Origin of the sequence: Nitrospira sp. (assembly GCA_016788885.1) — a bacterium.
Classification (GTDB): domain Bacteria; phylum Nitrospirota; class Nitrospiria; order Nitrospirales; family Nitrospiraceae; genus Nitrospira_A.
In genome coordinates, this window is sequence record JAEURX010000017.1 from 20,493 (window position 1) to 45,845 (window position 25,353).

A 25,353-nucleotide genomic window follows, 5' to 3' on the forward strand; every position below is an offset into this window, starting at 1 on the left:
ATGATCCCACGCTCAGGCGGCGGCCTTCATCCGTAAGTGCGCGGCAACCCGCTGCCCCTGGGCAATCGCGTCCTCCATCGACGTATGCTCCCACAGCCCATACCTTCCGATCGACGAAATGCCTCGCCGGTCCAGTTCTCCCAACAGCTCCTTCACTGCCCGTCCTCGATACCGATCGAACAGCACGTAGGCATAATGCAGATCCTTCACATCCGACATCACGACGTCATCCGACGGGAGCAACACACCGGCCTGCGCCAATCCCCGGCGAACCCGTTCGATGAGCGATGCGTCCGACTCCCGCTCCGTCGGCTGATGCGAAATTTCCACATAGAGCGAGCTGCATCCTGGCTGGCCCATCGAGGCAGAGAAATTCATGGGGAACCCAGCCCGATAGAACGGGTACCGGTGCTCCGGGAAATAGATCCAGTGTTTGTCTGAAATGCGTTCCCGAGCGACGGCGAGATTCACGTTGTACACGGACACCCAACGCAGCGACTCAGCCAGTTCCCGCATCGATGCCGGGAGATCGACGCACCGGCGAACGAGTTCCGGCAATGGAATCGTCGAGATGAGACGGTCGTACTCCTCGGTGCGTTCCCCCTGAGCACTCCGGAAGACAGCCCGATGCCTGCCCGTCTCGATCTCCACCAATTGGGAATCGAACGCCAGATTCTCCACCGAGGGCAGGAACGCCTCCGGCAATACCTTGATACCGCCGCTCACCGGGTACTGAAACGACGGGTTATAGCCGAAGGCCTTGTCCTTTATGCCCAACGCACCGCTGACGACATCCTTCACGTCCGGCTTCGGGACAAGCCACGACACCCAGTCGGAGGTCAGCTCATCGAGCGGCACCTGCCACAGCTTTTCATTGAACGGCACCATGAAATGCTTGGCGATTCCCTCACCTAGGCTCTCGACAATCCACTGTTTAAAGGAACGACCCTCCGCCGGCGGCTTGGAGACAGGATCCGACAATGTGGCGATGAAGCCCAGGAGACACTCGCGCACGACTTCTGGCGGCAGACCATGGGTATTCACCTGGAACGGATATTCCGTATACGTGTCATGTGAGAACACGTACGACTTGCGGGCATGTCGCTGCAGTTGGCCGGGGAGCAGGCTTTCCACCAATGCCTTGATCGCCGTCTGGCGAAAATGGAGCAAATGGCCGGTGTAGTCGAACGTGAAGCCGTCTTTCACATAGGAACGGCACAGGCCGCCGACCTCGCGTTCCCGCTCCAAAAGCTTGTACCGCAGGCCACGCAGGTGATAGGCCGCACTCAACCCCGCCAAGCCAGCCCCGACAATCAGAATCATACGGCGCCGGTCCTTTCTGTCGAACGTGCCGGAGCAGCCTCATGGCTCACGGCAACCACTCCGTTGGAGACATTCACACGCGTCAAGGCCACGGCAGCAGCAGCGAGACCGATGACCGTGAGCCCGCTCAACCCCAGGGCAAGATCCTGAGGCACAGCCATGACGAGCATGCCGATTCCGCCCAGGACGGCCGCGCCGAGATAACTGAGCAGCACGACCTGCGTGACCGAGAGTCCCCAATGCCGCAGCCGAATCGCCATGTGATCGGGGCTGCCGAGGAAGACCGGCAGACCGCGCAAGAACCGGATGTACATGACGAACAGCGTATCGAAAATCGGCATGCCGAGAATCAGCACCGGAGTCAGCAGTGAGACGGAATGGCCTTCCGTATACTTGCCGATCATGGACAAGGCGCCGAGCATCAGGCCGATGAACATCGCGCCGGAATCGCCCATATAGATGGAGGCGGGGCGCCAATTGTAGCGCAGAAACCCCAGGAGGCTTCCCATGAGCGCTGCCAGCATGAACGCAATGGTTTGGTCACCATTGAGCACCGCCACGACGCACAGAAATGCCGCACTGATGATTCCGACACCGGCCGACAACCCGTCCATGATATCCAACAGATTGAACGCGTTAATGATGCCGATCATCCAGAACACCGTCAGCACGATATCGACCCAATCGGGAAGGGAGGCGATCTCGATACGGATCCCGCTCTTGATCAGCACGAAGACGGCCAGACACTGTCCTGCCAGTTTCGTGCCCGGCGAGAGCACGCCGAAATCGTCGATCAACCCCAACATGACGATCAGGGTTCCCGAGAGCACGATGCCGAGGACGTCCTGCCGAAACTCGAAGGTAAAAGCCAGACTCACGAGAAACGCGAGGTAAATCGCCAACCCACCCAGATATGGAACCGGCTCTCGCTGGTGCTTGAGCCGGCCATCGGGGTTGTCGACAATCCCGAACTTCAGTGCAGCCCGGCGTGCCATGGGCACCCCGTACATCGCCAATAACACGGCAACCACGAATGTGAGGGTGAGTAGAATCATCGGCCCCCAGTCGAGTGCCCATGGCTCGAAACCGAGCGATGCAGAGGCCGCGGCGCCGCTTGATTCGGCGCACATTCAGCAAAGGACCGATACACGTCGGCAAGCCGAGGCCCCCACAAGGCCAAGGAGTAGTGTGATTCCACCGTTCGGCGGCCGGCTTGTCCCATGCGCGCTCGAAGCTCCGGCTGACGGCAGAGCGCGTGCAAGCGTTCATACCACTCGTCTTCGGTCGTTGCGAGAAATCCGTTCTCCCCGTCCACGATGATGTCGCTATTGACGCCCACAGGCGAGGCCACCGCCGGCAATCCCACTGCGAGATATTGCAACAGCTTGAGCGCACATTTGCCTCTCGCCCATTCCGTATCCTCCAGCGGCATCACGCCGATTGTGGCATCCTGGAGATCGTCCACCTCGCGCTGCCAGGTCCATGGGCGAAACTCGATGTCCACGCCTGGGAGCGCCGGGGGCTGAGAACAGACCACGCGAAGCTTCACCGGATACCGTTCTTGGAGCCGGCGGAGCGCGGGCGCCACCACGTCCAGATATTTGAGATTGTACGCGAGGCCGATCCAGACAATCGTAATGGTCTCATCCGCTCGATCGCGTGCGACCGTCGTGGGAATCGGCTTCGGTACAAACCGCGCTGTATCCACCACTGTGGGGACCACCGTGACATAGGATGAGAATCGGGTAGCATAGGCGGCCAGCCGATCGTTTCCGACAATGACTCCCGCCGCCATGGCCAACAGCACAGGCATTTTCCGTTCATGGCCGTGGGTCAGATAAATCGCATCGTCCAGTTCGAACACCAAGCGGTACTGCAGCCAGCACAACAGCCGTTCTATCAGCGGAGGCGCATAGGGAAAGAGTTGCCCTTCGATCACGATCAGGTCCTGCCGGCCCAGGGTAAGAAGTGTTCCCAGACGTTTGAGAAAGCGGGCCAGCACATAAGGAACTTTCAAACAGCCTTGCAGCAGGGAAGAGCGCAATCGAAGAATGGAAAAGTATGTGGCACCGAACAGCGGAGCCACATGGCAGTCGATCCCCGCCTGTTGGAGATGAGGCAAGAATTGATAGACGCGATAGCGACTACTCGGGCCCATGGGCGAGCTCTTGGAAAAATACGTGACCGTCATGGCGCGTCTATCGCCCCGTTGTCTCGAAATATCCACCGGTTGTGCAGGCGAATCCGACTAGTCAAATAGTACCGGAGTTCTCCGGCAAGGATAGATTTTTCGATGTTTCGACGGGGGGAACGAGCGAGGAAATATTACGGTCACTGCGCTCTGAGGCAATGATACAGGGAAACGTTATGGAACTTGCTGGTGATCTCGAGACATCAGGGGCCTAGGACATCAAGAATTAAGCAATTGCTTTATTCCCTCTCTCGCATTTGAGCGAAAGCCAGCTCAGCATTCGGAACAGCCCGCTATTGAAAGATGTTCGGGGTTCCCATCTAAGCTCAGTTCGAATCTTCGAAATATCCAATACATTGCTGGGAACGTCAAAGCTCCGTCCAGGAGAAAATGCACACGCAATTTTACGACCAAGCATAGTCTCTATTGCGATAACCACATCTCTAAGACTTTTCCCCTCGCCACTTCCTACATTGAACACTCGATGTTCCCCGGTATAGGTTGCGATTTTTATGAATGCATCAATAACATCCCCGACATAGATATAGTCTCGGACCACTGAGCCGTCGCCCCAAATCTCTATTTTTTCGTTCCTCAGAGCTTTATCCAAAAATACACTGACCACGCCTTGAGAACCGGTCGGCTTCTGACGTTCCCCAAACGGATTAGCCAAACGCAGAATACAATAGTCCAGCCCAGTCATGGCGTGATGAAGATATAAATATTTTTCGGCCATCAGCTTGCTGATACCATAGGCACAAAGGGGTTGAGTAGGATGGCTTTCTGAAATCGGGATCCTCTCTGGAATACCGTATACGGTCCCGCCGGAAGATGCGAATATCACCTTCCTGACCTTTTGTTGGGATGCCACCTCAAGAAGGCGCAGCGTCCCCAGCACGTTAGTTTCCACGTCATAAATGGGATTACCATTTGACGATTTTGGCAATGTGGTCCATGCAAGATGGAAGAGGATGTCACAGCCTGATATCGCGGCCGATAAGTCATCGTGGTTGACAAAATCTCCTTCGTACCATTCAACAGAGTCAGGACATTGCATACCTTCAAACCGTTGCAGATTAGGCCGATCCAAAACTCTTACCACATAGCCTTGAGCCAAGAGTCCAATCGCAAGATGAGACCCTAAGAAACCGCCACCTCCGATAATTAGACAGCGCATCGAACCTCACGCTTCTGCCGCACAATGTCCGCATAAACCTGCGTTAGTTCCTTTGCGTAGTCAGAAATCGACTTTGGTTTGTTTGTCTTGGATAGCTGCCGAACGCGTTCCCTATTGCGTGCAAGCTGCGCGATCATCGATGCCAGTTCTGAGGCGTCTCCTGGAGCAAATAATAATCCATTGTCATTATGTCGTACTACCTCTGACATACCTCCAAGATTTGAGGCGATTACCGGGCACCCTGCGGCCTGAGCTGAATAGATAACCAGCGGGGTATTCTCGTACCAAATTGATGGAACGACCAAAACATCGAGTGATGCCAATATCGCTCCGATTTGGCTATTGGGAAACGTGCCGCAAAATTCGATTCGACTATCACTACCGGCAACCTGTTTCAGTTCTTGCACATAAGCTGGAAATTGTCCTGTATCACCATACACCTTCAACTCTACCGCCTCGCTTTGAGGCAACGACCGAATGGCTCGAATCAGGACGTGTGCCCCTTTGTGTTTGTAAAGAGTTCCGATAAAACCGAGCCGCAGACGCCTGTCATTACTTCCGAATACCCTCTCCGAATACGAGTGCGAAAGATCAATTCCATATGGGCTAACTACCATGTTGTCAGACACATATCCATTCTGTTTGAGTGTACGCTCCAAGATCCGAGAAGGAACGAGGACTCTATCGATCTTCCTGAAGCAACTCCTTAGGAAATCAGGCCGGTGAACCAAGGCCTGGATATGGGAGATAGGGCCTTTCGCAACACGAGGCATTCGCCTTACGGCCTGAACTGCGCGCGCAACAAGCCAATCCGGGGCAATTGAAAAAACAGAGTCGATCGACCGGGGCTGACTAAGCGACACGATGTGCCGAAGACAATTCACACTGTTCACGTCGGGCCCGGCACATAGGGAATTGTTCGGCAGGAGCAACTGAATCGTCGGGCACACAAGCCAGAAATCGGTTGGGGTCATGACCGTGGGAACATCGAGCCTGTAGCAGGCTTCAACCATTGAGGCGGACATGCGAAGCATATGAAAGAAGTGCACAACATCAGGACGCACACGCTTCAGATAGCTTGTGAAATGCTCTCCAAAGAAAGTATTGTTGTGCTCTGCTTCCGCGATATTCTCTTGCTGCCCCATGGGTACACGGTGGTGATAGAACCGCTCAACCCGGAAACCGCAGTACTCATAGGAATCGAATCTCTCCTCGTCCTGCAATGGTCTCTTTGTGTGAAACCCGGCAAAGATTGTCACCTCATGCCCTTGCCGCCGTAGCTCTTTGGCAGTATCAAGCGTGAGGGTCTCAGTCCCGCCCGTAGAATCAGGGTAGAACTGATGGACCGTGAGCAGAAGCTTCATGGCTCAATCTGTCCTTGGCGAATGGTCCCGCCTAGAGCACATCTCTCAACACGCTAGTGGTGCCTGAAACCTGGCCTACGTTTCTGGCTGGTCCAGAACAGCCACGCCCCACGCAGTTGCAGGACTTTTCCCTCAACCCGAATGAGCAATCGTCTCACCTTCTCGGCCTAAGCACAACGATATCCTGAAAGTCATGTATGGCCCCTCTCCGGTAATCCAGCACCTCAAACCATTGAGTCCAATGCTCGAAAATGTATGTTTCCGGAATGAATGTAATGCCATATTGAAAAGGCAGGTTGGTTACACACCACCCCATTGCTCTCGATAACCATCGCCGAAGTGTATTGGCGGAAGCTGTGAGGTGTCCATGCTGCAAAATGAATGCATGCTCGCCTCGCGCAAATAACCGCCTCGCTTTCTCAAACAGCACTCTATCCACCGCAATCATTTCCTGAATAGAAACTTCATTGATAGCTCGCTCCAACGCGCGAGCACCGTGGACCGTAAGAAACAGAACACCCTCCGAGGCACAAATACGTCGAAGCTCGGCAAGGAACTCGTCCTGACTCTTCTCGGTGAGATGAGTAAAGACTGAGATCGACGTAATCGCATCAAACTCCTTATCTCTGTAGGGCAATGGCGGGCTGACTGATGTTCTTATCACATCAACATAGGACAGATTCTGACTTACCCACTTCACGTGGCGCGCATCAACATCGCAGGCCGACACCTTATGCGGATGCCCCTTGAGCATACGGGCTAATCTCCCACAGCCACAGCCGAAGTCAAGAATCCTTCTGTATTCAGAGAGTGCTTTCGTGGATGCCTCTGAGAGGGCGCAATAGAAATCGGCCCCATGGCTTGCAAAATCCTGCTCGCTGTTAAGCCCCGACACGTTGTACATCAAATCACGTGGTGGGAAAGGGGCGACATACTCCCGTAAGGCATCATTCTCGAAAACGCCAGTTCTATTGAGCCACGTCCAGTCGTTAATGGAAAGTTGACAGCCCAGCTTAAAATCAGTGCAGCTCAAATCACACCTAGTCCCTTATAAATTTCCAGAACATCTTGGGTCATCATCCGAGTCGTCCTTGGATAATCTGTCTTCACTATCATCTTCGGCAACAGACTTGGCTCATCGAGGATTCTCCGAAGCACTCGCTCAAGGTCATCAACATTGCCTCGTTGAAACCAATATCCATTTTCCCCTTCCTCTACGAACTCCGTTAGGCCTGCTACGTCAGATACAATAACCGGTGTATGACTTGCCAAGGCGCATAGCAGAATCAGCGGGCTATTCTCATGCCATTGCGATGGGATAACAATGAAATCCATTTGGGATAGCACGTCCGCCATGGCATCTTTTGGGAAAACACCTCGAAAGTGCACCTCACGCTTCTCCGCGACCCTTTTCATGCTATTCATATAACCGGGGTCTTGGTCTGTTGGCCCAAACACATGCAACTCGGCAATTCCCCTCGGTAGTCGGCAAAATGCTTCGACTAGAATGTCTACACCTTTATGACTGGCAATCTGCCCAATAAATCCAAACCGAACGGGTCCATCCACCTCCCTTCGCAATTTTGGTCTTCGGGGAAGATCTACACCGAATCGACTCAGATGAATCGGCGCGCGTAGCCCGTTCGCAACATAGGCATTCTTGAGAAATTGTGTAGGAGCTATCACCGCCCGATATTTCGAATATCGAGCAGTTAAGATGTCAGGACGTTCCCTAATATCATGTACAGCCTCCGCAATTTCTTTCGAACACACTCCATTCACATTCGCCAAGGACACAAGCAGCGATCCGGCAAGCCTAGCCCACTGAACTGAACCGGCCCACCGCCCGAGAAGAGAAACGTCCCCACTCCCACTCCGAGCCCGCAAATAACAGGCGCTGCAGTTAGACCGTTTCTGGTTCGGTCCTTCGCAGAGAGACCCGTCAGCAGCCACGAGTTTGTTGTTGAAACAAAACCCAAAAAAGTCTGTGAGCGTTGCTACCGCTACCAAATTCAGCTCGGCAACGACATCCAACAATACTGCGGTGTGATTGATCAGATGCGTGACGTGGACTATGTCGGGTCTGATCTCACAAAGGACGTCCCGGATCAGATTATGCAAGGCAACCTGATAGTAGGTATCCTTAACTCGGCGGTGAACAAAAAAGTTTTTATCAATACAATACACTGGAATATCATCATATTTGTAGGTGGATAGAATGCGCCCGGTCGTCGGTTCACCAGGAAAGATTGCCGTGACCACGATCGGCTGATGCCCAAGTGCCAACAAATTTCTTGCGAGCTCCAATGTGTAGGTTTCTGTGCCATAGAAATGATTAGGAAAAAAACAATGAACGAATAGCGCAACTTTCATCGCACCGGCCTCAAGAGCTTCGCATACAACTCCCGATAACATTCAATCATGGTTTCAACCGAAAATTTCTCCTGTGCACGCTTTTTGTTTATGAGGCCGATTGAGGAACATTTGGCGTGATCTTGCAACAAGTCTAAGATCATGTCGGCCAAGCGGTCACCATTTCCTGGTGGAGCTAGCCACTCACGCGTCCCAAGAATTTCTGCGAGCCCCCCTACGTCATAACCAACAACTGGAATCCCATAGTTCATAGCCAGAACGCTCACATGGCCGAAGCTCTCCTTCCAGACAGGCGCCACAAAGACACCCATTTCTTCATACAGTGCAGGAAGCTCTTCATATGATACATAGCCAGTAAATCGAAACGCGTTGGAGACCCCATGGAGCTGCACAGTTTTTTGGTACGTCTGCAGCAAGGCACCACCTCCAACAATTAGCGCCTTCGTGCTCGGCCGGCGCATGACAACTTTAATAAACACATCGATTGCTTGGGGCGATAGCTTATCCTCTTCAAGCCGATAGACCATCCCGATGCAATCCCGTGGTGCATCCACACTGTGCTTCCTTCGAAAAACACTAAAATTGCTCCCAGGATAAATGACGAGGCTCTTCCTATCTCGCCGCCCAAAGGTTTCCAACACATAGTCACTGACATAAACATAGCGGGAAATTGCCTCGCCCCAGTAAGGGGTCACCGGCGTGTTGACATTCTCAACAATTCGACATCCAAACTTGTTCGCTGCATTCAAGGCCGCCTCGTACCAGGCCTTATCTGTCTCGCCCCAATAATGGACGTGAAAAAGGTTCGGCCTAAAAGTGCACAGGTAGCTGAAAATCCCTTTCTCCAAATCGTCAACGCAAGACAATTCGTGCTCATGAATGACCACCCCTGTGTAACTCGGCGGATCAGGCTGAAACCTAGTAATGATCTCCTGTTCATATTGGTGGCCCAGTCGCTCAATTAGATCAACGACCAATCGAGAAGATCCTCCAATATTAAAGTTCGCAATGGCATGAACCACCTTGGGGCGGCTACTCTCTATCGGACGCATGATCCGTGCTTCATATGAATTGCATTGAGGAGCAGGAAGGTGCCGATGGTCGAACCACCGCCTAACTCTCGCAGTTGCTCCGGCAAGCCGCCGTACAAGAGCAGATGCAAATACCTCCATTACCAGACCAACGATAGCTGTCACTGTGCGAGGAGAACCAGTCTTCGTGCGTAGTGCTCGTTGTAGACGAAAGAGTCGCGGCCCGACCAATGCTAGAAATTCTCGTTCTTTGGCCGCGAGCTGCTCCTGTAGTGAAAAAATTCGCTCATGCGCCTTGTAATACTCAAATTGCAGAGCACTAAATCGTTTCTCATTCATGATCGAAGCGGCAACATGATCGACGGATGAATCGAGATAGCACATCTCGAGGACTTCACGGATCGGTTGATCCGAGCAAATGGCCACATATGCCAGAGGGAAGCATGCATCCCTTACGGTCACTGAAGGCACGGCTGGGCCACAGAATGTAAGCGGCATGTGTGGAGTTTGATCGGACCCGATACTCACACTGGGACGTATCCACTGTTTCAACAGGAGAACGTGTCCAAAAGACAGTTTGAGCAAATGGAGGAATTGCCGTTCCGTCATTTCGCGAAGATGAAACGGGTTCGCACCGTAATTCTGAGTAACGTCAGGGTTTGGCGTAGAAATAATGAGCTGGCCGCCAGGCACGAGCAACTTGTGGCACTGGCGGACCACCTCAACTTGGGCCTCCTCGTTGACGTGCTCGATCATTTCAAAGCACGTGATGACATCAAATGAGTGATCGGGGAAGCTCCTCCCCAAGTCTGACCGCTTCTCGAACAAGAGCCTAGGGTTATGGTGGTGACGCCTGGCCCAGTCAAGCGCTGTATCGTCAATATCCAAACCAACAACACTATCGGCTACTTCTGCGAGAAGTGCCGCCCCATATCCCGTACCACAGCCAAAATCTAAAACTTTTGCCCCTGCAACTCGATGCTTCGCAAACTGATATCTGGGAAGGTGCTCATATTCTGCCACTTTAGACCACGTCCCCGGCACATACCGCTCGTGCATAAACGATTTAAAATTACTACCCTCTGCCTTACATAACAGCCCTGCCGACCCAGCAAGACCGCTATTCAAGGTCGAATACTCGTCTTCATACTTAATTTTCCCCAAACTCTCCAGAGGAAAGAGCCCGGCTATCTCCACCTTTGCAAAGTGCAGACTCGTCAAGAGTGCGTGCAACGATTCAGCAGAATAGTAGACAAGATGAGACGGTGGATGACGGTAAGCCCACCCCGCAGGATCCGCTATGGCATCATAGGATCTAGCATTAGGGGTAGTAATTATGATTCTTGTCTGAGGACCGATTGCGCCCTTGCTGAAGAGCGTATAGAACAACCCATAGGGATCGGCAAGATGTTCAATTACGTCGAACAAGACAATGAGATCGAACTCATGGGCGATGAGATTTTCCAGGCAATCTACGACAAAAAATGCATTCCCATGCCTCAAATTGGTGACTCGGCGCGCATGATCTGACACCTCTACCCCAAAGCATTTCCACCCCCGCTGAGCCGCCACTGCCAAGTGATTTCCATACCCGCAGCCGATGTCCAATACAGATCGCCCAACTGCACTTCCCTCAAATTCATCCAACAGTTCTGCGAACATCCCCAACATGGGCTCTGTCTGAGCGTCATAGTCACAATATCCCCCTCGTTCCCCCCCTTCAAACCAGTCTTCACGGTCATACAGCGATTTCAGCGTATGCTGCGAAGGCATCGGCCATACAAAATCCGTCGCAGAGGACGGGCAACGCCAAATCGTGTAGCCTTCAATGGAACAGAGAAACTTAGTTTGGGTTGAGCTAGAAATTGGACAAACAGGACTACCACCTTCAGGCAGAGCGGATCGGCTTACACCCATTTACGGCAACCTCCTGCTGTCCCCCGACCATTGCGACTGTACTCGCTGGCCGCTCTTTCTTGTCGCCACACACATCCACAACAACGTATCTTCCTGGTCCTGACACATTCGGTCCAACCGTAGCGCCACGCGATTCACAGTCCTAATAAGGAATTTCCGTCGGATGCCATGCTCTACTAGATGATTCAGGAATATTTGCCCGATCAACGCATATACCCCTCCGCAGGCCATGATGCTTCCAGCTTCAAAACCATGGCGAGAAAGACATTCCCGAATCCCATACCGAGTAAATCGCCAATAGTCATGAGGAGCCTCATGATGCCGCCACTGCATAGGGGCGGTGAGAATCAGCACACCGCCGGGCCTCGCAAGACGTTGGCACTCAGCTAGATAGAAATTAAAATCAGGCACATGCTCAAGAGTTTGCGTCGAGAGAATCGTGTCCACACTCTCGCTTGATAGGGGCAATGGTTGATCTGGCTCAACTCGAATATCAATTTTTGTCCCAGCAGCAGCGGCGACATCCGCACCGATGTACTTTGTTATTTTTGGCTCAAACAATGCCCGGTAGGGTTGTCCGCCACAGCCGTAGTCAAGCAGAATCCCTTTGGCCTGTGACAATGCTTGCTCCTCTAGCCATGCGTGTAAATAACTAAGAACAATGTAATGATGACTGTCGCTGGCAAGACGCATATCTCTCGTCCGCACAATTCCACCAAAAGCATCTTGACGATCAGATCTCATTGTTATTGGTGCTCAGCTCACCATGGAACCACCTGCAGGGGAGCACCACCTTCCCCCACGTCGGGAATTTCGAGCGAACTGAAAATGACACCGTCAGTTCTGTGAGTGCATAGCATACGCAGAGATCCTTAGAATATGCGCCAAAGGCAACTCGATAATCGCCAGGGGCAAGACAGTTGGGAGTCAAGATGAAGCGACCAGTATGAATCCCACCCGAAGGCATAGTCGGCCACCAAACGTTCTCCTCATAGCTCGTCTGCCCAATGACAAGATCTCCGTCCGCGCGATAAATACTAACCGCGAATACAACTGCCTCAAGCGATTGAACGGCGAACAAGGTGAATTTAAACCCAATGTCTTGATTTGGATAATAGATCGGCTTCTCGTTCACACAATAACCATCCAGACCAACTTCGACAAATTTGGCCGCCCTGCTTTCCTGCTGTGCCACAATGTTGCCCTGAATGTCCTGAGAAAGCGGAGGAGATCCATTAACCTTCGTGGCTGAGACACAATACTCCTGGCATATGGCAACCGGGTTGCCAATCGAAATAAGTCGTCCACTATCCAGCCATATCGCTCGATCACAGAATATCTGGAGAGTGCTCAAGTCGTGCGAGACAAACAAGATAGTCACGCCCTGAGCACGAAGAGCCAAAATACGCTCCATGCATTTATTTCGAAATTCAAAATCACCGACACTGAGCGCTTCATCGACAATCAGCACATCAGGGGCAGCATGAACAGCCACAGCAACTGCCAGACGGACAAACATACCACTCGAGTAGGTTCTTACGGGTTGGTCGATCGAGGCCCCGATATCGGCAAATGCCAGGATATCGTCCAACTGTCCGTCGATGTCTGCTTTCGACAGACCAAGCAACGACGCGTTCAGAAACACATTTTCCAGGCCCGTAAAATCAGGATGAAAACCTGCTCCCAGTTCAAGCAGCGCGGCAACACGGCCATTGACCTCAACGGTTCCGCTGGTCGGACTCAAGGTGCCCACGATCAACTGCAACAGCGTGGACTTCCCCGATCCGTTCCGGCCGATGATGCCCAGCGTCTCCCCTTTCCTCACTTCGAAGGAAACATTCTCTATTGCATGGACCTCCCGGTAATACTGTGCCGGTTCGCGTCCGAGACACTTCTGCACCACAGGTAATATCCACTGCTTTCCTCTGTCGCGCGGGCGATCGTATAACCGATAGGTCTTGGAGAGATGGCGGACGCGAATCGCCCACTCAGAGGACATCGGCAAATACCTTCCGTGTCTTCTGAAACCAGAGGAGCCCGCCCCATGCGATCAGGTAACTGCCTGCGCAATAGAGACCGATACCGATCCAGGACGGAGCCTTGCCCCAAATAAGCAGGTCTTGCGCTTGTGTGATGAGAAACGTCAGCGGATTGGCGTAAAGCAAGACTCGGTAGGCCTCCGGAAATGCCTCAGCTGGATAAAACACCGGCGAAAGAAACAGCATGATAGTCGTCAAGGGCCCGCTCGCTTGCCCGATGTCACGCACAAACACTCCAGCTGATGCTAAGAACCATGACATGCCGATGGTCACCAGGGACAGCGGCAAGAGCAGAAGGGGCGCCAGCAACATCGTCCAGTGCAAGGCATGATGGAGAAGTCCATAAAACGCTATCAACACCAGCGCGCTGACCGCCGCATGGAACAGCGCCGAACCGAGCGATGTCCACGCCAGGATTTCCAATGGAAAGACAATTTTTTTGACGTAGTTGCTGTGATTTACTATCAAGTAGGGCGCGCGGTGGATACTTTCTGCAAACAACGAATGGACGATCAGTCCGGAGAACAGCAGCAGGCCGAAATCGAGCGCGCTTTCCCCTTCCTGTCCCCACCGCATTCCGAAGGCACCCCGAAAGACCAGCGTATATACCGTCAGCATGACCATGGGATGCAGAAATGCCCACAACATTCCTAGGAGGGATCCTCGATACCGGCTTGCGATCTCACGTTTGGTCAATTGACAAATCAGATTCCAATGGGCGGACATACTGGTCAGCACCATGAAGGGAGAGAGGTCGTCTCGCTGGGAAATCATTCTCTAGCCTTTGACTAAAAGGCCTGCAACACATCCCGGTACGGTGCAGGAGTGATTCGTAGCTGGTTACCGGCAGGCTTCGTGGCTGTGAGAACCCACGCCGCCACGAGACGAACTCAAAAATCCCGCTGCTGAAACACCAAACAGGCCCCGGTCAGTAATACTCCCGCGTACAGCAAGCCATACAGCGAGGCCAAAACGAGATACTCCGGAGCCACAACAATTCCTACCGCCGCCTGCCCTTTGATATTGAGCATTTCCAGATTCGGGCAGAGGTAGTAGAACAGATCGACCACCGTCTTTACGGTTCCGTTTTCACTGTTGACCACCATCGAGCGCAAATCCTCAGTCAGATGGCCGATGACATAGAGGCCAAGCGTGAAAATGGCGCTCAATGTCGTGGAGGTGAAGGTCGAGAAGAAGAGCGCGATCGCCGTTACCACCAAAATCTCTACAAAGATGAGTTCGACGGCTTGGAACAGAGAGCGTTCGACCGGCACATGATAGAGCCAGAGGGTGAGCAGAAACACCGCCATCATAATGGCCAGATTCACGAAAAGCGTCAGTGCCAGTCCGAGATACTTGCCCAGGATGAAAAACGTTCGGCTGATGGGCCTGGCCATGATCGTGTAAATCGTTCGCCGTTCGATTTCCTTGTTCACCAGACTGATGCCGACAAAAATAGCGATGATGACCCCGATCAGATTGATCGCCGCCAACCCCATATCCGCGATCACCTTGTGGTGCTCGGTGATGGACAGGTCTGCCAGCAGCACGGACAATCCGATGAGTAACCCTGCGAACAGCACGAGGTTGTATAAAATCTTGTCCCGCAAACTTTCACGGAACGCATTGACAGCAATGACACCGATCGCACCCATGTCAGGACGCCCTCCCACTGGTCATATGCGGCAACACCTTCGTGCCTTCATGCGAGGCCTCTTGAAAGAACAAGTCTTCCAGCGAGGCTTTGTGCGGCGTGACGGATAATAGCCGTCCCCCCTGGCGGCGGATCTCTCCCACGAGTGCATCGACCGCATCGGGACTCGGCAAGACGATCAGACATTGTTGTCCCTGTTGCAGCACGCGGGTGGCCAGCGAATGGATGAACACATTGCCTTCGACCTTGAGTTGTTGACAGACCACCTCGACCGATCGCGTGTGATCCTGGCGGACCAATTCATCGACCCGACCGCTCGCCACCAACCGTCCTTTCATCACAATGCCGACGCGGTCGCAGATCATCTCGACGTCGTGCAGAATGTGCGTGCTGAAACAGACCGTTTTGCCACAATCGCGTAGACTCAAGATCAGATCGCGAACCTGTTTACGGCCGACCGGATCCAGCCCGGTCATGGGCTCATCGAGAATAATCAATTCGGGATCGTGAATGAGGGCTTGAGCCAGCCCGACGCGTTGCAGCATCCCCTTGGAAAATTTCCGCAACTGCCTCGTGCGTGCATCCACGAGCCCCACCAGTTCCAGGAGATCCGTCACCCGCTGAGTGATTGCCGCGCGACTCAAACCGGCCAACCGTCCGTAAAACCCAAGAAACTCCTCGGCTGTGAGATAGTCGTAAAAGTATGGCGACTCCGGCAGAAAGCCGATTCGACGGCGCGTTTCCACATCGCCGGCCGGTTGTCCCAACAGCAAGGCCGTTCCGCTCGTCGCACGCACCAGTCCCATCAGAATCTTCAACGTGGTGGTTTTTCCCGCCCCGTTCGGGCCAAGGAATCCGAAAATTTCTCCCCTTCTCACAGTGAGGGATAGTCCATCCAGCGCCACGAACGGCGGGCGGCCCGGCCATCCGGACGCGTAGGTTTTGGTCAGATTGTCTGTGACGATATCGTCCACGGCACTCCTCCGTCCTTACTGCCCAGCCGGCGGCAGCGTCTCGATTGCACCGGCTTGCGTCGAAGCCGTCGCCCCGACCCCCAAGTGGCACGCAACCTTTTCATGGATGCGGAGCCGATCTCGTTTTGAAGACGCACTGACAGCCCCGGTTAATGCATCGATTTCATATTGCTCGCCTAGAGGATCCACCGGGAGTTGCGGAATGATTCCCCGTAACATCAAATCATCCAGCTTTGCCGGCCACTGGCCATACTTGAGCCAATACCGCCTGGTGCCTTCTTCCAAGAAACGCAGATCCTGCTCTTGAACGATCTCTTTCATTCGTCGAAACAGGGCTTCGCGAACCCGCGCATCGGTTACGCTACGGGAAAAGCGATCCAAAAACTCCAGTGCCGCACTTGAATCCCCGCTCTCTACCGTCATGCGCGCGGCTAATTGAGGAAGATAGGCAGGAGAGCCAGGCACCCGCGCGGCCATGCGAAAAAACTCTCCTGCTCCAGCCGCATCACAACGCTCATAGTACGAGATGTATCCGGCCAGGAACGGCAGTTGCCAATTCGACGGATTGTGGCGGCTTCCTTTTTTCAGGATGGCTAGGCCTTCATCGTGTCGACCGACTAACACACCGAGAAAGAGACCAGTAGCCTGATATGGGGGAACGAAGGTGGGATCCAGGTCCGTCAACACGTCGACGGCATGATACGTCCAGGTATAGCCCAGCTGCGTATCACGCTTTGCGCCGATATGCTGAACCGCCTGCAGCCAGATCAGATCTGCGACGACTTGCCGATAGCCAAGCACGGCCAATTTTAAATAGTCTCCCTTCGGGAGATAGGCCAATTGTTCAGCCCGGGCGACAGCGGTCCGTTCGTGATCGAGAATGAGGAGTAGACTAGACGCACCGGCCCATAACACCAGGCCACACAACACCTGACTTACGCGCGATTTTGCGGGCGTCCTAAATCGCATAGGCTTCACCCGGCGAGGCCTTTTGCTTCGACGGCGGCACGCAACGGCGCCACATCGACATTTAAAAAAGCCCGCTCGATATTGTTTTTGCTCCACTGATCGTATCGCGCCTGCCGCACCTGAATTTCTTGAAGCTCTCGCTTCGCGTCATCGATGTGGCCCGCATCGACCCACAAACGGGCTAACAACGCACGAGCAGGAAGAAAATTCGGCTCCAGTTGCTCAGCCTCTTTCGCCTGCTGCTCGGCTAACGGTCGCTCGCCGAGCATCCAATGAAGTCGAGCCTGTTCATACCGGTAGGGAGCAGAAAATGGCGCGAGCCGGACAGCCCGTTCGTACACCCGCAATGCGGCCCGCAACCAGGATTTCTGCTGTTCATCGAGAAGACCTGACGCGGATGACGTCTGCGACGCCGACACATACAACTGGGCCAACAGTCCCAACAATCGACTGTCCAACGGATTTAACTCTATCGCCTCCTTGAACTCCGCATGAGCCAATCGAAACATCTCTTTGTCTCGGGACACATCAAATGCGTTCGCGTAGACAGACCCGAGACCATGGTGATAGAGCGATTTGCCTGGATCCAACGTAATCGCGCGCTTGAATCCTTGAATTGCGATTTCTGTTTCTCCTGCCACGGCCTGCCGAGATGCCTTATCGAAAGTCAGCCAGGCCATCCCCAACCGACTGACTTCCGCCCCACATAGCAACAACAAACAGGCAGCACCCATTCCCCACGCAAGACGCCCCCGAATCGGGATGATCTGTATGGCATCGGTGCTGCGATGGGTCATCCGAGCAGCCGACACTATCAGTCCTGCGCAGAGCACAAGCAGGATCGCGAGAGCCGACTCACGCAAACTGGAGTCCAACGCGGCATGGACCAGAAGGGCGATCCCTCCGCCTCCTATCCCGAGGATGAGACTTCTCTGCCACCGAAATAATCTTGATTGAAGCACCTGCAGAATGTCACGCACGACCAGGCCTATGCCGGCCAGAAAGACAAGCAGCGCTCCCACGCCCATCTCCACACCTATTTGCAGATAGTCGTTGTGGGGAGTGTGAGCGACTTTTCCGTATCGGACAATTTCCCCTTCGACCGGAAACGCATACGAAGGATACGTATATTGGTAGAGCCCTAGGCCAATTCCAAACGGATGATCAGCCATCTGGGCCATTGCGCCCTGCCACATCTGCCAACGGGCATACGAAACGGGGTTCTGTTCATGCTCCGCAAGCACCCGTTCTTTGAGCGGAGTAGGAATGATAAGCGCCGCGAACAGGAGCGCGACAAAGCCCATACCGGCCAACTTCCACCCATATCGGGCCGCCAAGATCCACACTGTGGCCGCGAGCCAGGCCACCAGGCCTCCGCGTGACTGAGTAAAGGTCATTGCGATCAGGAGAATGCCCAAAGCTGATCCCATGCCGGCCCACCACAATACAGGCGACAGCGAGGACCGATACAATATCGCGCCTTTCCGGTATCCGTACACGGCGATGCTCAAAAGAACTGCCCAGCTGACGGTGAGATAGCTGGCGAGGAAATTCGGGTTAAAAAATGTTCCGCTGGGTCTGACAATATTCCAAACAACGCCCTGCACGATTGCCCAGGCAGCTTCCCCTAATCCCATCACGATAATGATCATCGTCAACGTATGCAGACGCTCCCACCGGTCGACAACAGAGACCAACAGATAAAACAAGATTGCGTATCCCGTGATCATCACCAGCCACTGCCGGCTCTGATGGACATAGGGGGAAAAAATCGTGGCTGCGACAGCAAAGCCCAGGAACGCCAGGACGACATATCTGGTTCCAAGCCGTGGAACAATTAAACGACCCGCCCGGATTGCATGAATGAACGTTCCACCAAGCCAGGCCACAATCAGAAGCCGTATGATCATTTGCGCCGGATGCGTCGTTCCGCCCTCCTGAAGCGGCGAAAAGATCACCAGCGCGCACATTACGATGACTGGCATCGAAGACAGGAATTGCATAGGTGTGTTCGCAGACTTGATGCGACCGATACCTCCTGCTTTATCAGAGACCGGCAATTTGGCAAAGTGAAAGTGAAATTGGATACTGGGCGAGAGAGACAGGGCAGGAAAAAACAGGCTGTTCAGAGAACGGAAAAGATCCGACCAGCCAAAAGAACACGGGGGAGGAACATCGTTCCTCCCCCGCATCGGAACACTCCTGCGAGTGATCGTTAGCTGATCACGTCGTCAACAAAAGCAGCAGTCAGCCCACCTTTAATGTCATTAACAAACCAGCTATCAATGGTGGGGTCATTGTCGATGCTGGCCACGGCTGAAGCCGTGAAGCCAACCGAACCAGCCGCGGAGCTGGCGAGGGAGGGCTGAGAGGGAGCCGCATCAGGTTGAACCGTGCACCCTGCCGGGGCGCCGCAGGGGATCTGGTCGACATTCACCGTATTGGACGATGCGGCGTTTCCAAGACTGGCTGGGCTCCGGTACGTATACCGGTTGGTCGTGCCGGCAAGCGCATAGCCGATCTCGGCGAAACTTCCATAGCGCGAGTTTTCGCTGAGATAGGCCGTCTCAGCCACGAAGATCGCGCCCAGGTTCGTCTTGGCTTCCGACTGACGCGACTTGGCTTGATAGCGCAAGAAGTTCGGAATGGCGATGGCCGCCAAGATTCCGATAATCGCCACGACGATCATCAACTCAATCAACGTAAAACCTTTCTGACCCTTCACTTGCTTCAACATAACGCCTCCCTTTCCTATTGTTGCCACTTCACTCGACACATGCTTCATTCCTGTCTCTTCATTCGGAACCACGTGTTCACGCCTGACAGATCTTGGGGAGAGCAGGTTCTATGCCCAACACCTCCTTCCTCTGAATTCTTGCTTTTCGTTTAATATTCCTGATACTTACGCTGTTCACCGCGTGACGCTCTGTCTCGCCTACCACTAGCCGGTTCCCTTTTCCGTCACCAGGTGACAAGTTTTGCTGCCACCATTAGCTCGTCACGTCATTCGAGTCCGCGGCGCTCAAACCTTGCTTGACATCATTCACATACCAGCCATCATGCGTCGGGTCTGCATCCAGATCGGCCGCAGCAGTCGCCGTAAATCCTGACGAGGAAGTCGTGGCGATCCCCACAGCACCGGTATACGTCACCATCGTTGCCGCTGGACTTTCAGTCCGAATCGTGTCGCAGCTGCCGACAGACCCGCACAGATTGCTTCCGTTCGGCCCCAGCCCGGCCCCAAGACTCAAACCGGTTCGATACGTATAGCGATTCGTTCCAGGGCCGGTCACTGCGAAGCCGATATCGGTGAAGTTGCCGAATTCCTTCCGCTCGGTGAAGAAAGACATTTCCGCGACGAAAATTCCCGCCAGATTGGTTCGTGCCTCAGCTTGCATGGCCTGGGCCCGGTACCGAAGAAAGTTCGGAATGGCAAATGCGGCTAATATGCCCACAATCACCACCACGACCATGAGTTCGATCAGCGTGAAGCCTTTTTCCTGTGACGGCAGCGCCATGGTAGTTGATCACCGATATCTTGACTCCCGCACCATGCTCCACTGTTGGCATGGTGCCTGAAAGTTAGGGCTTCCATGAGCAGGCCTCATGCCACACAACATGACAGCAAAACGTACGCGTCCAACTCACTGTGATCATTGACCTTTTTGCACCCTGTGCGGCTCGGGTCTAGACGGGAGGTGTCGAGAAGCGATGAAGGAATCCGAGAAAGTGCCAAAAATTGACTGAATCGAACAGTCACGGTGCGGGATTCGCCCATCGACTGCCGTACACGAAGGATCGAGACATTATCAGTGACACATCAAGGGGATAGATGACGGTCTGGTGGGTAAACGCGACACAGCCTCACTGCGATACGGCGAGACAGGTCTGAATTGAGGATGGAACAGGCAGAAACTACGGGGCCGGAGAGACGGCTTTTCGCTCGGTGACGCGCCGAATGGCCTGGCGAATCCGTTCTTCCTTGGCGGGGTCGCCCAAACCAAGATCGCGAAATCGCTGCATCAACTTGTCATTAGAGGGATCCAGTTCAAGCGAATGGAGCAGGGCTTCCCGACCATCGGAGAGATGCTGTTGTTTGAGATGAATTTCGCCCAAGTGCTCGTAGATCACGGGGTCATCGCCGACCAACGCCACGGCTCGCTTCATCTCAGTCAAGGCTTCGGTCAAGAGCCCCTTTTTGAAAAAGGCCCAGGCCAGGCTATCCACATAATAACCATTGGTGGGCCTGAGTGCGACGGCCTGCTTGGTCAACGCAATGGCTTCTTCGATTTTGACGCCCCGTTCCGCGTAACTGTACCCGAGGTAGTTCAATGCATCGGCATGGTGGGGATCCAACGCCAGCGTGGTTTCCATTGACTTCACCACGTCGTCAAAGCGGTTCAATTTGTCGTAGGCAGTGCCGGCATTGAAGTGGAGGTCCGCGTTGTCGGGGTTATGGCGTATCCCTTCCAGGAAGGCTTGAAGGGACGGCTCATATTCCTCCACTTGGAAATGCGACAGTCCAAGCACAATATGAGCTTCCGGCTGTTTGGGATTCAACCGACTGGCTTCCCGCAAATGTTGGATGGCCTCGGAATATTGCTTCGTCCGATACAGCAACACCCCCAGGTGCAAGTGTCCTTCGAAATACGACGGCTCCAGCGTGAGATTGTGACGATAGGCCGCAATCGCATTGGGATAGTCTTTGGTTTCTTCGTAGAGGTATCCCAAGTAGTCACGAACTTTGAGCTCACTCGGACGCACGGTCAAAATCTGGGTCAGTTGTTGAATCGCCTTGGGATAATTCTTCTGCTCTCCATAGACCAGTCCCATTCTAAGCTGCGCATCAAGGTCCGACGGATCTTCCTCGAGGATCTCCTGCAACTCTCGCAACGCCTGGTCGTACTGCTTGGCAGACACTTGGAGGCGAATGAGATGGTGCCGGATTTCGCGATTCTTCGGATTTACGCCCTGCAGATAGCGACGATAGATATCAATGGCCTTATCACGATCCTGCTTGGCTTCGTAGACAGACCCTAGCGCGACGTACGCCGGCTCAAACGCGGGATTCAGCGTCACCGCCTGCTCGAAATGCGTCGTGGCCTTGTCGAAATCTCTCGCTTCGACGCCGATGCGCCCGAGGTAATAGTAGCCGACGGCCGAGTCCGGACTGATCTTGATCCCCGAGCGAATCGTGTCCTCGGCTTCGACATATTGCTTTTGATTAGCCAGCAATAACCCTTTGGCAAAAAAATGTTCGCTGCGCTGCGGTTCCTGCTCAATGGCACGATTAAACAGTCGCAACGCCTTATCGGGCTTCCCTGCCGCGGCGTACATCCCGCCTAACTGCCCAAGCATCTGCGCATCCAACCCGGGAGCCTCGGCCACGTCATCGGCAAAGCGCACCGCAGCCGGCACATCTCCGGCCGTAAAATTTAGGACGGCCAGCCTGGCCTTGAGATAGCTGGACGTAGGGTCTGTCTGCAGCGCGAGCTGATACTCCTTGATCGCCTGCTCCGTCTCCTGCTCCAACTCAGCTTGATAGCCGAGCAGGAAATGATACGACGCGCGAGAGTCCGATGAGGAAGGTGCGACGCGGGGAATCGTTGGTGCTGCAACAGGGGTAACGGGAGGAGCAGGGCGTGCCTGTGGAGCGCTTTGGCACGCAGCGGTCACGCAGGCAAGCGAGGCCAACAACACGACCGTCGTTCTCACGCTCAACGCCCTCCTCTGAATGCGCGACGGCCGGCGTTCTTCACACGATGGTTGCACAATAGATCCGCTCGAGTTGCAGGGAAACGGTTCGACGAACCACACACGACGGGGGATTATACCGGCCCTAAAAAGAAGGCGTCAAACGACCTCGCGAGTCTCGAGGTTCTCAAACTTGGCGAATCGATCGTGGAAGAACAACTCGCGTTTACCGATCGGACCGTTGCGATGTTTACTGACCAGAATATCGGCAATACCTTTCCGCTCCGTGGCCGGCTCATAGACCTCTTCGCGGTAAATAAACATCACCACGTCGGCGTCCTGCTCGATCGCGCCGGACTCGCGCAAGTCGGCCAACATCGGCACCGGCGGCTTTCTGGCCTCGACCGCACGACTCAACTGAGACAAGGCGATGACGGGCACATTGAGTTCCTTGGCGAGACTCTTCAACGAGCGGGAGATGTCCGAAATTTCCTGCTGTCGCGACTCGGAATCGCTTTTGCCCTGCATCAGTTGGAGATAGTCCACGATCAGCAAATCCAGGCCCCGTTCAGCCTTCAGCCGTCTGGCTTTTCCTCGCATCTGCTGCACTGTCACGGCCCCGGAATCATCGATGAAGATCGGCGCCTGTTCGAGTTTGCCGGCGGCTTCAGCCAACCGCCACCAGTCTTCCTTCTGGAGTCTGCCGGTCCGGAGCGAGTGCGAATCGACGCGAGCCTCTGAGCTCAACATACGAAGCACGAGCTGTGGCTTCGACATTTCGAGGCTGAAGATTCCGACCACCGTTCCGGCATGGAGCGCCGCATGTTGCGCCATCCCGAGCGCCAGGCTGGTCTTTCCCATACTCGGTCGTCCAGCCACAATGATCAAATCCGATGGTTGCAGTCCCGCGGTCAGATCATCCAAGTCGATGTAGCCGGTCGGAACCCCGGTGACGCGCTCCTTCCGCTTAGAGAGCTTATCCACGACATCAAGGCTTTCCTTGATGATCTGATTCACCTGCGTAAACGAGCGGTCTAGCTTGCCTTGGGCGAGACCAAAGACCGAGCGCTCGGCGAAATCGAGCAGCTCATCGACAGCAGCAGTGCCATCATAGCCTCGGGTGATGACTTCCGTCGATGTTTCGATCAACCCCCGCAACAACGCCTTATCGCGCACAATTTTGCTGTGGTAGCGAATATTCGCAGCCGTCGGAACGACTTGCACCAGTTCCGCCAGATACGCCGATCCTCCCACCACATCGAGTTCCGAACGTCCTTTCAGACACTCCGTCAGCGTGATCTGGTCGATGACTTCGCCACGATCGGACAACTCCAACATGGCCTGGTAGATCTTGCGATGCGCGGTCCGGTAAAACTCCTGATCCGTCAGCACTTCCATGGCCTTGGCCATCGCCGTGTTGTCCAACAGGATCGCGCCGAGCACCGATTGTTCGGCCTCGATGTTTTGCGGCGGTAATCTTGGAGCAGTGAGATCCACGGCGGAAAGGGATTTCATGCTGGCGGCCTCTGCCGTCGAGCCGCAGCCGCTCGCTTCGGACGTCCGGCGTTGGATTGAGTGTTCGCGGGCGGCACCAATTCACCAGACTGATCAATGGCTCGAAAGACTCGATCCACATCAAGGGCAAACCCGGTAGAGGCAGCGGTACGACCGAACCGCCCCATCAAATGATCGTAGCGACCACCGCCCCCGAGCTCCGCGCCGATGCCCGGGGCAAACACATCGAACACAATCCCGTCGTAGTATTCAAATCCACGGAACTCCCCCAGGTCGATCAGCACCGACGACTGCTTCGATGGATTGAGGCGTTCATAGACCTGAGCCAATCGATCAAGCGGCGCGAGCAGTGCACGGTCACGCCCCACCAGTTTGCGCCCGCGCGCCAAGACCTCGGAACCACCACACAACTCCAACACCTCGAGAATCACCTGCGCGGTCGGTCTCGGGACGCGGTCGCGTGCCAACAATCCCTCAAGCAGCGGCATGTCTTTCCGCGCGGCGGCCAGTTCCACACGCTTCTGGCCCTCCGGCGAAAGGCCAGACCGGACCAGCAACGCGGTAAAAAAGCCGACATGCCCAACCGCAACCTTGAACGATGACAGCCCCACCTGGGATAAGCATTCGAGCAACAGCGTCAACACTTCAGCATCACCAGCTACCCCGTCGACCCCGATGAGTTCAGCTCCGACCTGGAAAATTTCACGGTCACGCCCCGCATGCTCACGCTCATAGCGGAACACCGACGTGCGATAACACAGCCGTAACGGAAGCTGGGCACCCATCATGCCCATCGCCACGGTTCTTGCGATCTGCGCAGTCGCGTCCGGCCGCAACAACATCAGGCGGCCCGTGGTCCGATCGACTAGTTGGTAGCATTTTTCGATGAGTTCCGGCTCGAGTCCCGGTGCGAGCACATCGAAATACTCGAACATCGGCAGGATGATTTCGTCGTAGCCAGCGCGGGCCAGCACAGCAAGCAAGGTCTGCTCAAGACGACGAATGCGCCGCGCCGCGGCCGGCAGAATGGTGCTCATCCCGACAGGAATGAGCGACCGTTCCCGGCCAGCCACCAGCGGGGTGGAGGAAGAAGAGGCCTTCAACGAACGGGAGCCCATGATCGACTGCTGGG

At 54.5% G+C, this 25,353-nt stretch carries 19 protein-coding genes and 1 pseudogene; all 20 read right to left on the reverse strand.

Annotation, left to right across the window (positions count from 1 at the left end; genetic code table 11):
- Window positions 1-12: 12 nt before the first annotated feature.
- The 20 genes and pseudogenes from JNL86_04925 to hisZ all read right to left on the reverse strand — a co-directional run bounded on the left by JNL86_04925 (window position 13) and on the right by hisZ (window position 25,339).
- Complete coding sequence (locus JNL86_04925; protein MBL8042244.1) at window positions 13-1,323, reverse strand: FAD-dependent oxidoreductase; 1,311 nt, start codon at window positions 1,321-1,323, stop codon at window positions 13-15.
- A complete protein-coding gene (locus JNL86_04930) occupies window positions 1,320-2,378 on the reverse strand; it encodes an undecaprenyl/decaprenyl-phosphate alpha-N-acetylglucosaminyl 1-phosphate transferase (protein ID MBL8042245.1) in 1,059 nt (352 codons plus the stop codon). Before JNL86_04930 ends, JNL86_04925 begins: the two co-directional genes overlap by 4 nt.
- Window positions 2,375-3,481: a glycosyltransferase family 4 protein gene (locus JNL86_04935; GenBank protein ID MBL8042246.1), complete on the reverse strand. Its 1,107-nt coding sequence runs from the start codon at window positions 3,479-3,481 to the stop codon at window positions 2,375-2,377. Before JNL86_04935 ends, JNL86_04930 begins: the two co-directional genes overlap by 4 nt.
- Window positions 3,482-3,740: 259 nt before the next feature.
- Window positions 3,741-4,691, reverse strand: coding sequence for an NAD-dependent epimerase/dehydratase family protein (locus JNL86_04940; GenBank protein ID MBL8042247.1), 951 nt, complete (start codon window positions 4,689-4,691; stop codon window positions 3,741-3,743).
- Entirely contained in the window at window positions 4,679-6,055 is a 1,377-nt protein-coding gene (locus JNL86_04945; GenBank protein ID MBL8042248.1) for a glycosyltransferase family 4 protein, read from the reverse strand. Before JNL86_04945 ends, JNL86_04940 begins: the two co-directional genes overlap by 13 nt.
- 154 nt (window positions 6,056-6,209) lie before the next feature.
- Entirely contained in the window at window positions 6,210-7,088 is an 879-nt protein-coding gene (locus JNL86_04950; protein MBL8042249.1) for a methyltransferase domain-containing protein, read from the reverse strand.
- Window positions 7,085-8,428: a glycosyltransferase family 4 protein gene (locus tag JNL86_04955; protein ID MBL8042250.1), complete on the reverse strand. Its 1,344-nt coding sequence runs from the start codon at window positions 8,426-8,428 to the stop codon at window positions 7,085-7,087. The genes JNL86_04950 and JNL86_04955 overlap by 4 nt, the downstream gene beginning before the upstream one ends.
- A complete protein-coding gene (locus tag JNL86_04960) occupies window positions 8,425-11,376 on the reverse strand; it encodes a methyltransferase domain-containing protein (protein MBL8042251.1) in 2,952 nt (983 codons plus the stop codon). The genes JNL86_04955 and JNL86_04960 overlap by 4 nt, the downstream gene beginning before the upstream one ends.
- Window positions 11,377-12,069: a class I SAM-dependent methyltransferase gene (locus tag JNL86_04965; GenBank protein MBL8042252.1), complete on the reverse strand. Its 693-nt coding sequence runs from the start codon at window positions 12,067-12,069 to the stop codon at window positions 11,377-11,379.
- Window positions 12,070-12,109: 40 nt separating this feature from the next.
- A complete protein-coding gene (locus tag JNL86_04970) occupies window positions 12,110-13,375 on the reverse strand; it encodes an ABC transporter ATP-binding protein (protein ID MBL8042253.1) in 1,266 nt (421 codons plus the stop codon).
- Window positions 13,365-14,189 (reverse strand): ABC transporter permease, encoded by an 825-nt coding sequence (locus JNL86_04975; protein ID MBL8042254.1) that lies wholly within the window; start codon window positions 14,187-14,189, stop codon window positions 13,365-13,367. Before JNL86_04975 ends, JNL86_04970 begins: the two co-directional genes overlap by 11 nt.
- A 116-nt stretch (window positions 14,190-14,305) precedes the next feature.
- The gene (locus JNL86_04980) at window positions 14,306-15,070 is read right to left on the reverse strand and encodes an ABC transporter permease subunit (GenBank protein MBL8042255.1); all 765 of its coding nucleotides are present in this window, start codon (window positions 15,068-15,070) and stop codon (window positions 14,306-14,308) included.
- A gap of 1 nt (window position 15,071) precedes the next feature.
- Window positions 15,072-16,043 carry an ABC transporter ATP-binding protein gene (locus JNL86_04985; GenBank protein MBL8042256.1) on the reverse strand — a complete coding sequence of 324 codons (972 nt, stop codon included), beginning with the start codon at window positions 16,041-16,043 and terminating at the stop codon, window positions 15,072-15,074.
- 15 nt (window positions 16,044-16,058) lie between these two features.
- On the reverse strand, window positions 16,059-17,012 hold the full coding sequence (locus JNL86_04990) for a hypothetical protein (protein MBL8042257.1): 954 nt from the start codon (window positions 17,010-17,012) through the stop codon (window positions 16,059-16,061).
- 5 nt (window positions 17,013-17,017) lie between these two features.
- Window positions 17,018-18,997: an O-antigen ligase family protein gene (locus JNL86_04995; GenBank protein ID MBL8042258.1), complete on the reverse strand. Its 1,980-nt coding sequence runs from the start codon at window positions 18,995-18,997 to the stop codon at window positions 17,018-17,020.
- A gap of 629 nt (window positions 18,998-19,626) precedes the next feature.
- Window positions 19,627-19,737, reverse strand: a pseudogene (locus tag JNL86_05000) (prepilin-type N-terminal cleavage/methylation domain-containing protein).
- A 265-nt stretch (window positions 19,738-20,002) separates the two neighbouring features.
- Window positions 20,003-20,530, reverse strand: coding sequence for a type II secretion system protein (locus JNL86_05005; GenBank protein MBL8042259.1), 528 nt, complete (start codon window positions 20,528-20,530; stop codon window positions 20,003-20,005).
- A gap of 397 nt (window positions 20,531-20,927) precedes the next feature.
- Window positions 20,928-22,727 (reverse strand): tetratricopeptide repeat protein, encoded by a 1,800-nt coding sequence (locus tag JNL86_05010; protein ID MBL8042260.1) that lies wholly within the window; start codon window positions 22,725-22,727, stop codon window positions 20,928-20,930.
- Window positions 22,728-22,865: 138 nt separating this feature from the next.
- On the reverse strand, window positions 22,866-24,221 hold the full coding sequence (dnaB, locus tag JNL86_05015; protein MBL8042261.1) for a replicative DNA helicase: 1,356 nt from the start codon (window positions 24,219-24,221) through the stop codon (window positions 22,866-22,868).
- Window positions 24,218-25,339 (reverse strand): ATP phosphoribosyltransferase regulatory subunit, encoded by a 1,122-nt coding sequence (gene hisZ, locus JNL86_05020; GenBank protein MBL8042262.1) that lies wholly within the window; start codon window positions 25,337-25,339, stop codon window positions 24,218-24,220. Before hisZ ends, dnaB begins: the two co-directional genes overlap by 4 nt.
- Window positions 25,340-25,353: the final 14 nt, after the last annotated feature.

Excerpts from the sequence above, each read along its gene's own strand:
- JNL86_05005 (MBL8042259.1), bottom strand. The coding sequence starts at position 20,530 with ATGGCGCTGCCGTCACAGGAAAAAGGCTTCACGCTGATCGAACTCATG.
- JNL86_04965 (MBL8042252.1), bottom strand. The coding sequence starts at position 12,069 with ATGCGTCTTGCCAGCGACAGTCATCATTACATTGTTCTTAGTTATTTA.
- JNL86_04940 (MBL8042247.1), bottom strand. The coding sequence starts at position 4,691 with ATGCGCTGTCTAATTATCGGAGGTGGCGGTTTCTTAGGGTCTCATCTT.
- JNL86_04945 (MBL8042248.1), bottom strand. The coding sequence starts at position 6,055 with ATGAAGCTTCTGCTCACGGTCCATCAGTTCTACCCTGATTCTACGGGC.
- dnaB (MBL8042261.1), bottom strand. The coding sequence starts at position 24,221 with ATGAAATCCCTTTCCGCCGTGGATCTCACTGCTCCAAGATTACCGCCG.
- JNL86_04935 (MBL8042246.1), bottom strand. The coding sequence starts at position 3,481 with ATGGGCCCGAGTAGTCGCTATCGCGTCTATCAATTCTTGCCTCATCTC.
- JNL86_04980 (MBL8042255.1), bottom strand. The coding sequence starts at position 15,070 with ATGGGTGCGATCGGTGTCATTGCTGTCAATGCGTTCCGTGAAAGTTTG.
- JNL86_04975 (MBL8042254.1), bottom strand. The coding sequence starts at position 14,189 with ATGATTTCCCAGCGAGACGACCTCTCTCCCTTCATGGTGCTGACCAGT.
- JNL86_04930 (MBL8042245.1), bottom strand. The coding sequence starts at position 2,378 with ATGATTCTACTCACCCTCACATTCGTGGTTGCCGTGTTATTGGCGATG.
- JNL86_04995 (MBL8042258.1), bottom strand. The coding sequence starts at position 18,997 with ATGCCAGTCATCGTAATGTGCGCGCTGGTGATCTTTTCGCCGCTTCAG.
- JNL86_04955 (MBL8042250.1), bottom strand. The coding sequence starts at position 8,428 with ATGAAAGTTGCGCTATTCGTTCATTGTTTTTTTCCTAATCATTTCTAT.
- JNL86_04925 (MBL8042244.1), bottom strand. The coding sequence starts at position 1,323 with ATGATTCTGATTGTCGGGGCTGGCTTGGCGGGGTTGAGTGCGGCCTAT.
- JNL86_04990 (MBL8042257.1), bottom strand. The coding sequence starts at position 17,012 with ATGCGATTTAGGACGCCCGCAAAATCGCGCGTAAGTCAGGTGTTGTGT.
- hisZ (MBL8042262.1), bottom strand. The coding sequence starts at position 25,339 with ATGGGCTCCCGTTCGTTGAAGGCCTCTTCTTCCTCCACCCCGCTGGTG.
- JNL86_04970 (MBL8042253.1), bottom strand. The coding sequence starts at position 13,375 with ATGTCCTCTGAGTGGGCGATTCGCGTCCGCCATCTCTCCAAGACCTAT.
- JNL86_04960 (MBL8042251.1), bottom strand. The coding sequence starts at position 11,376 with ATGGGTGTAAGCCGATCCGCTCTGCCTGAAGGTGGTAGTCCTGTTTGT.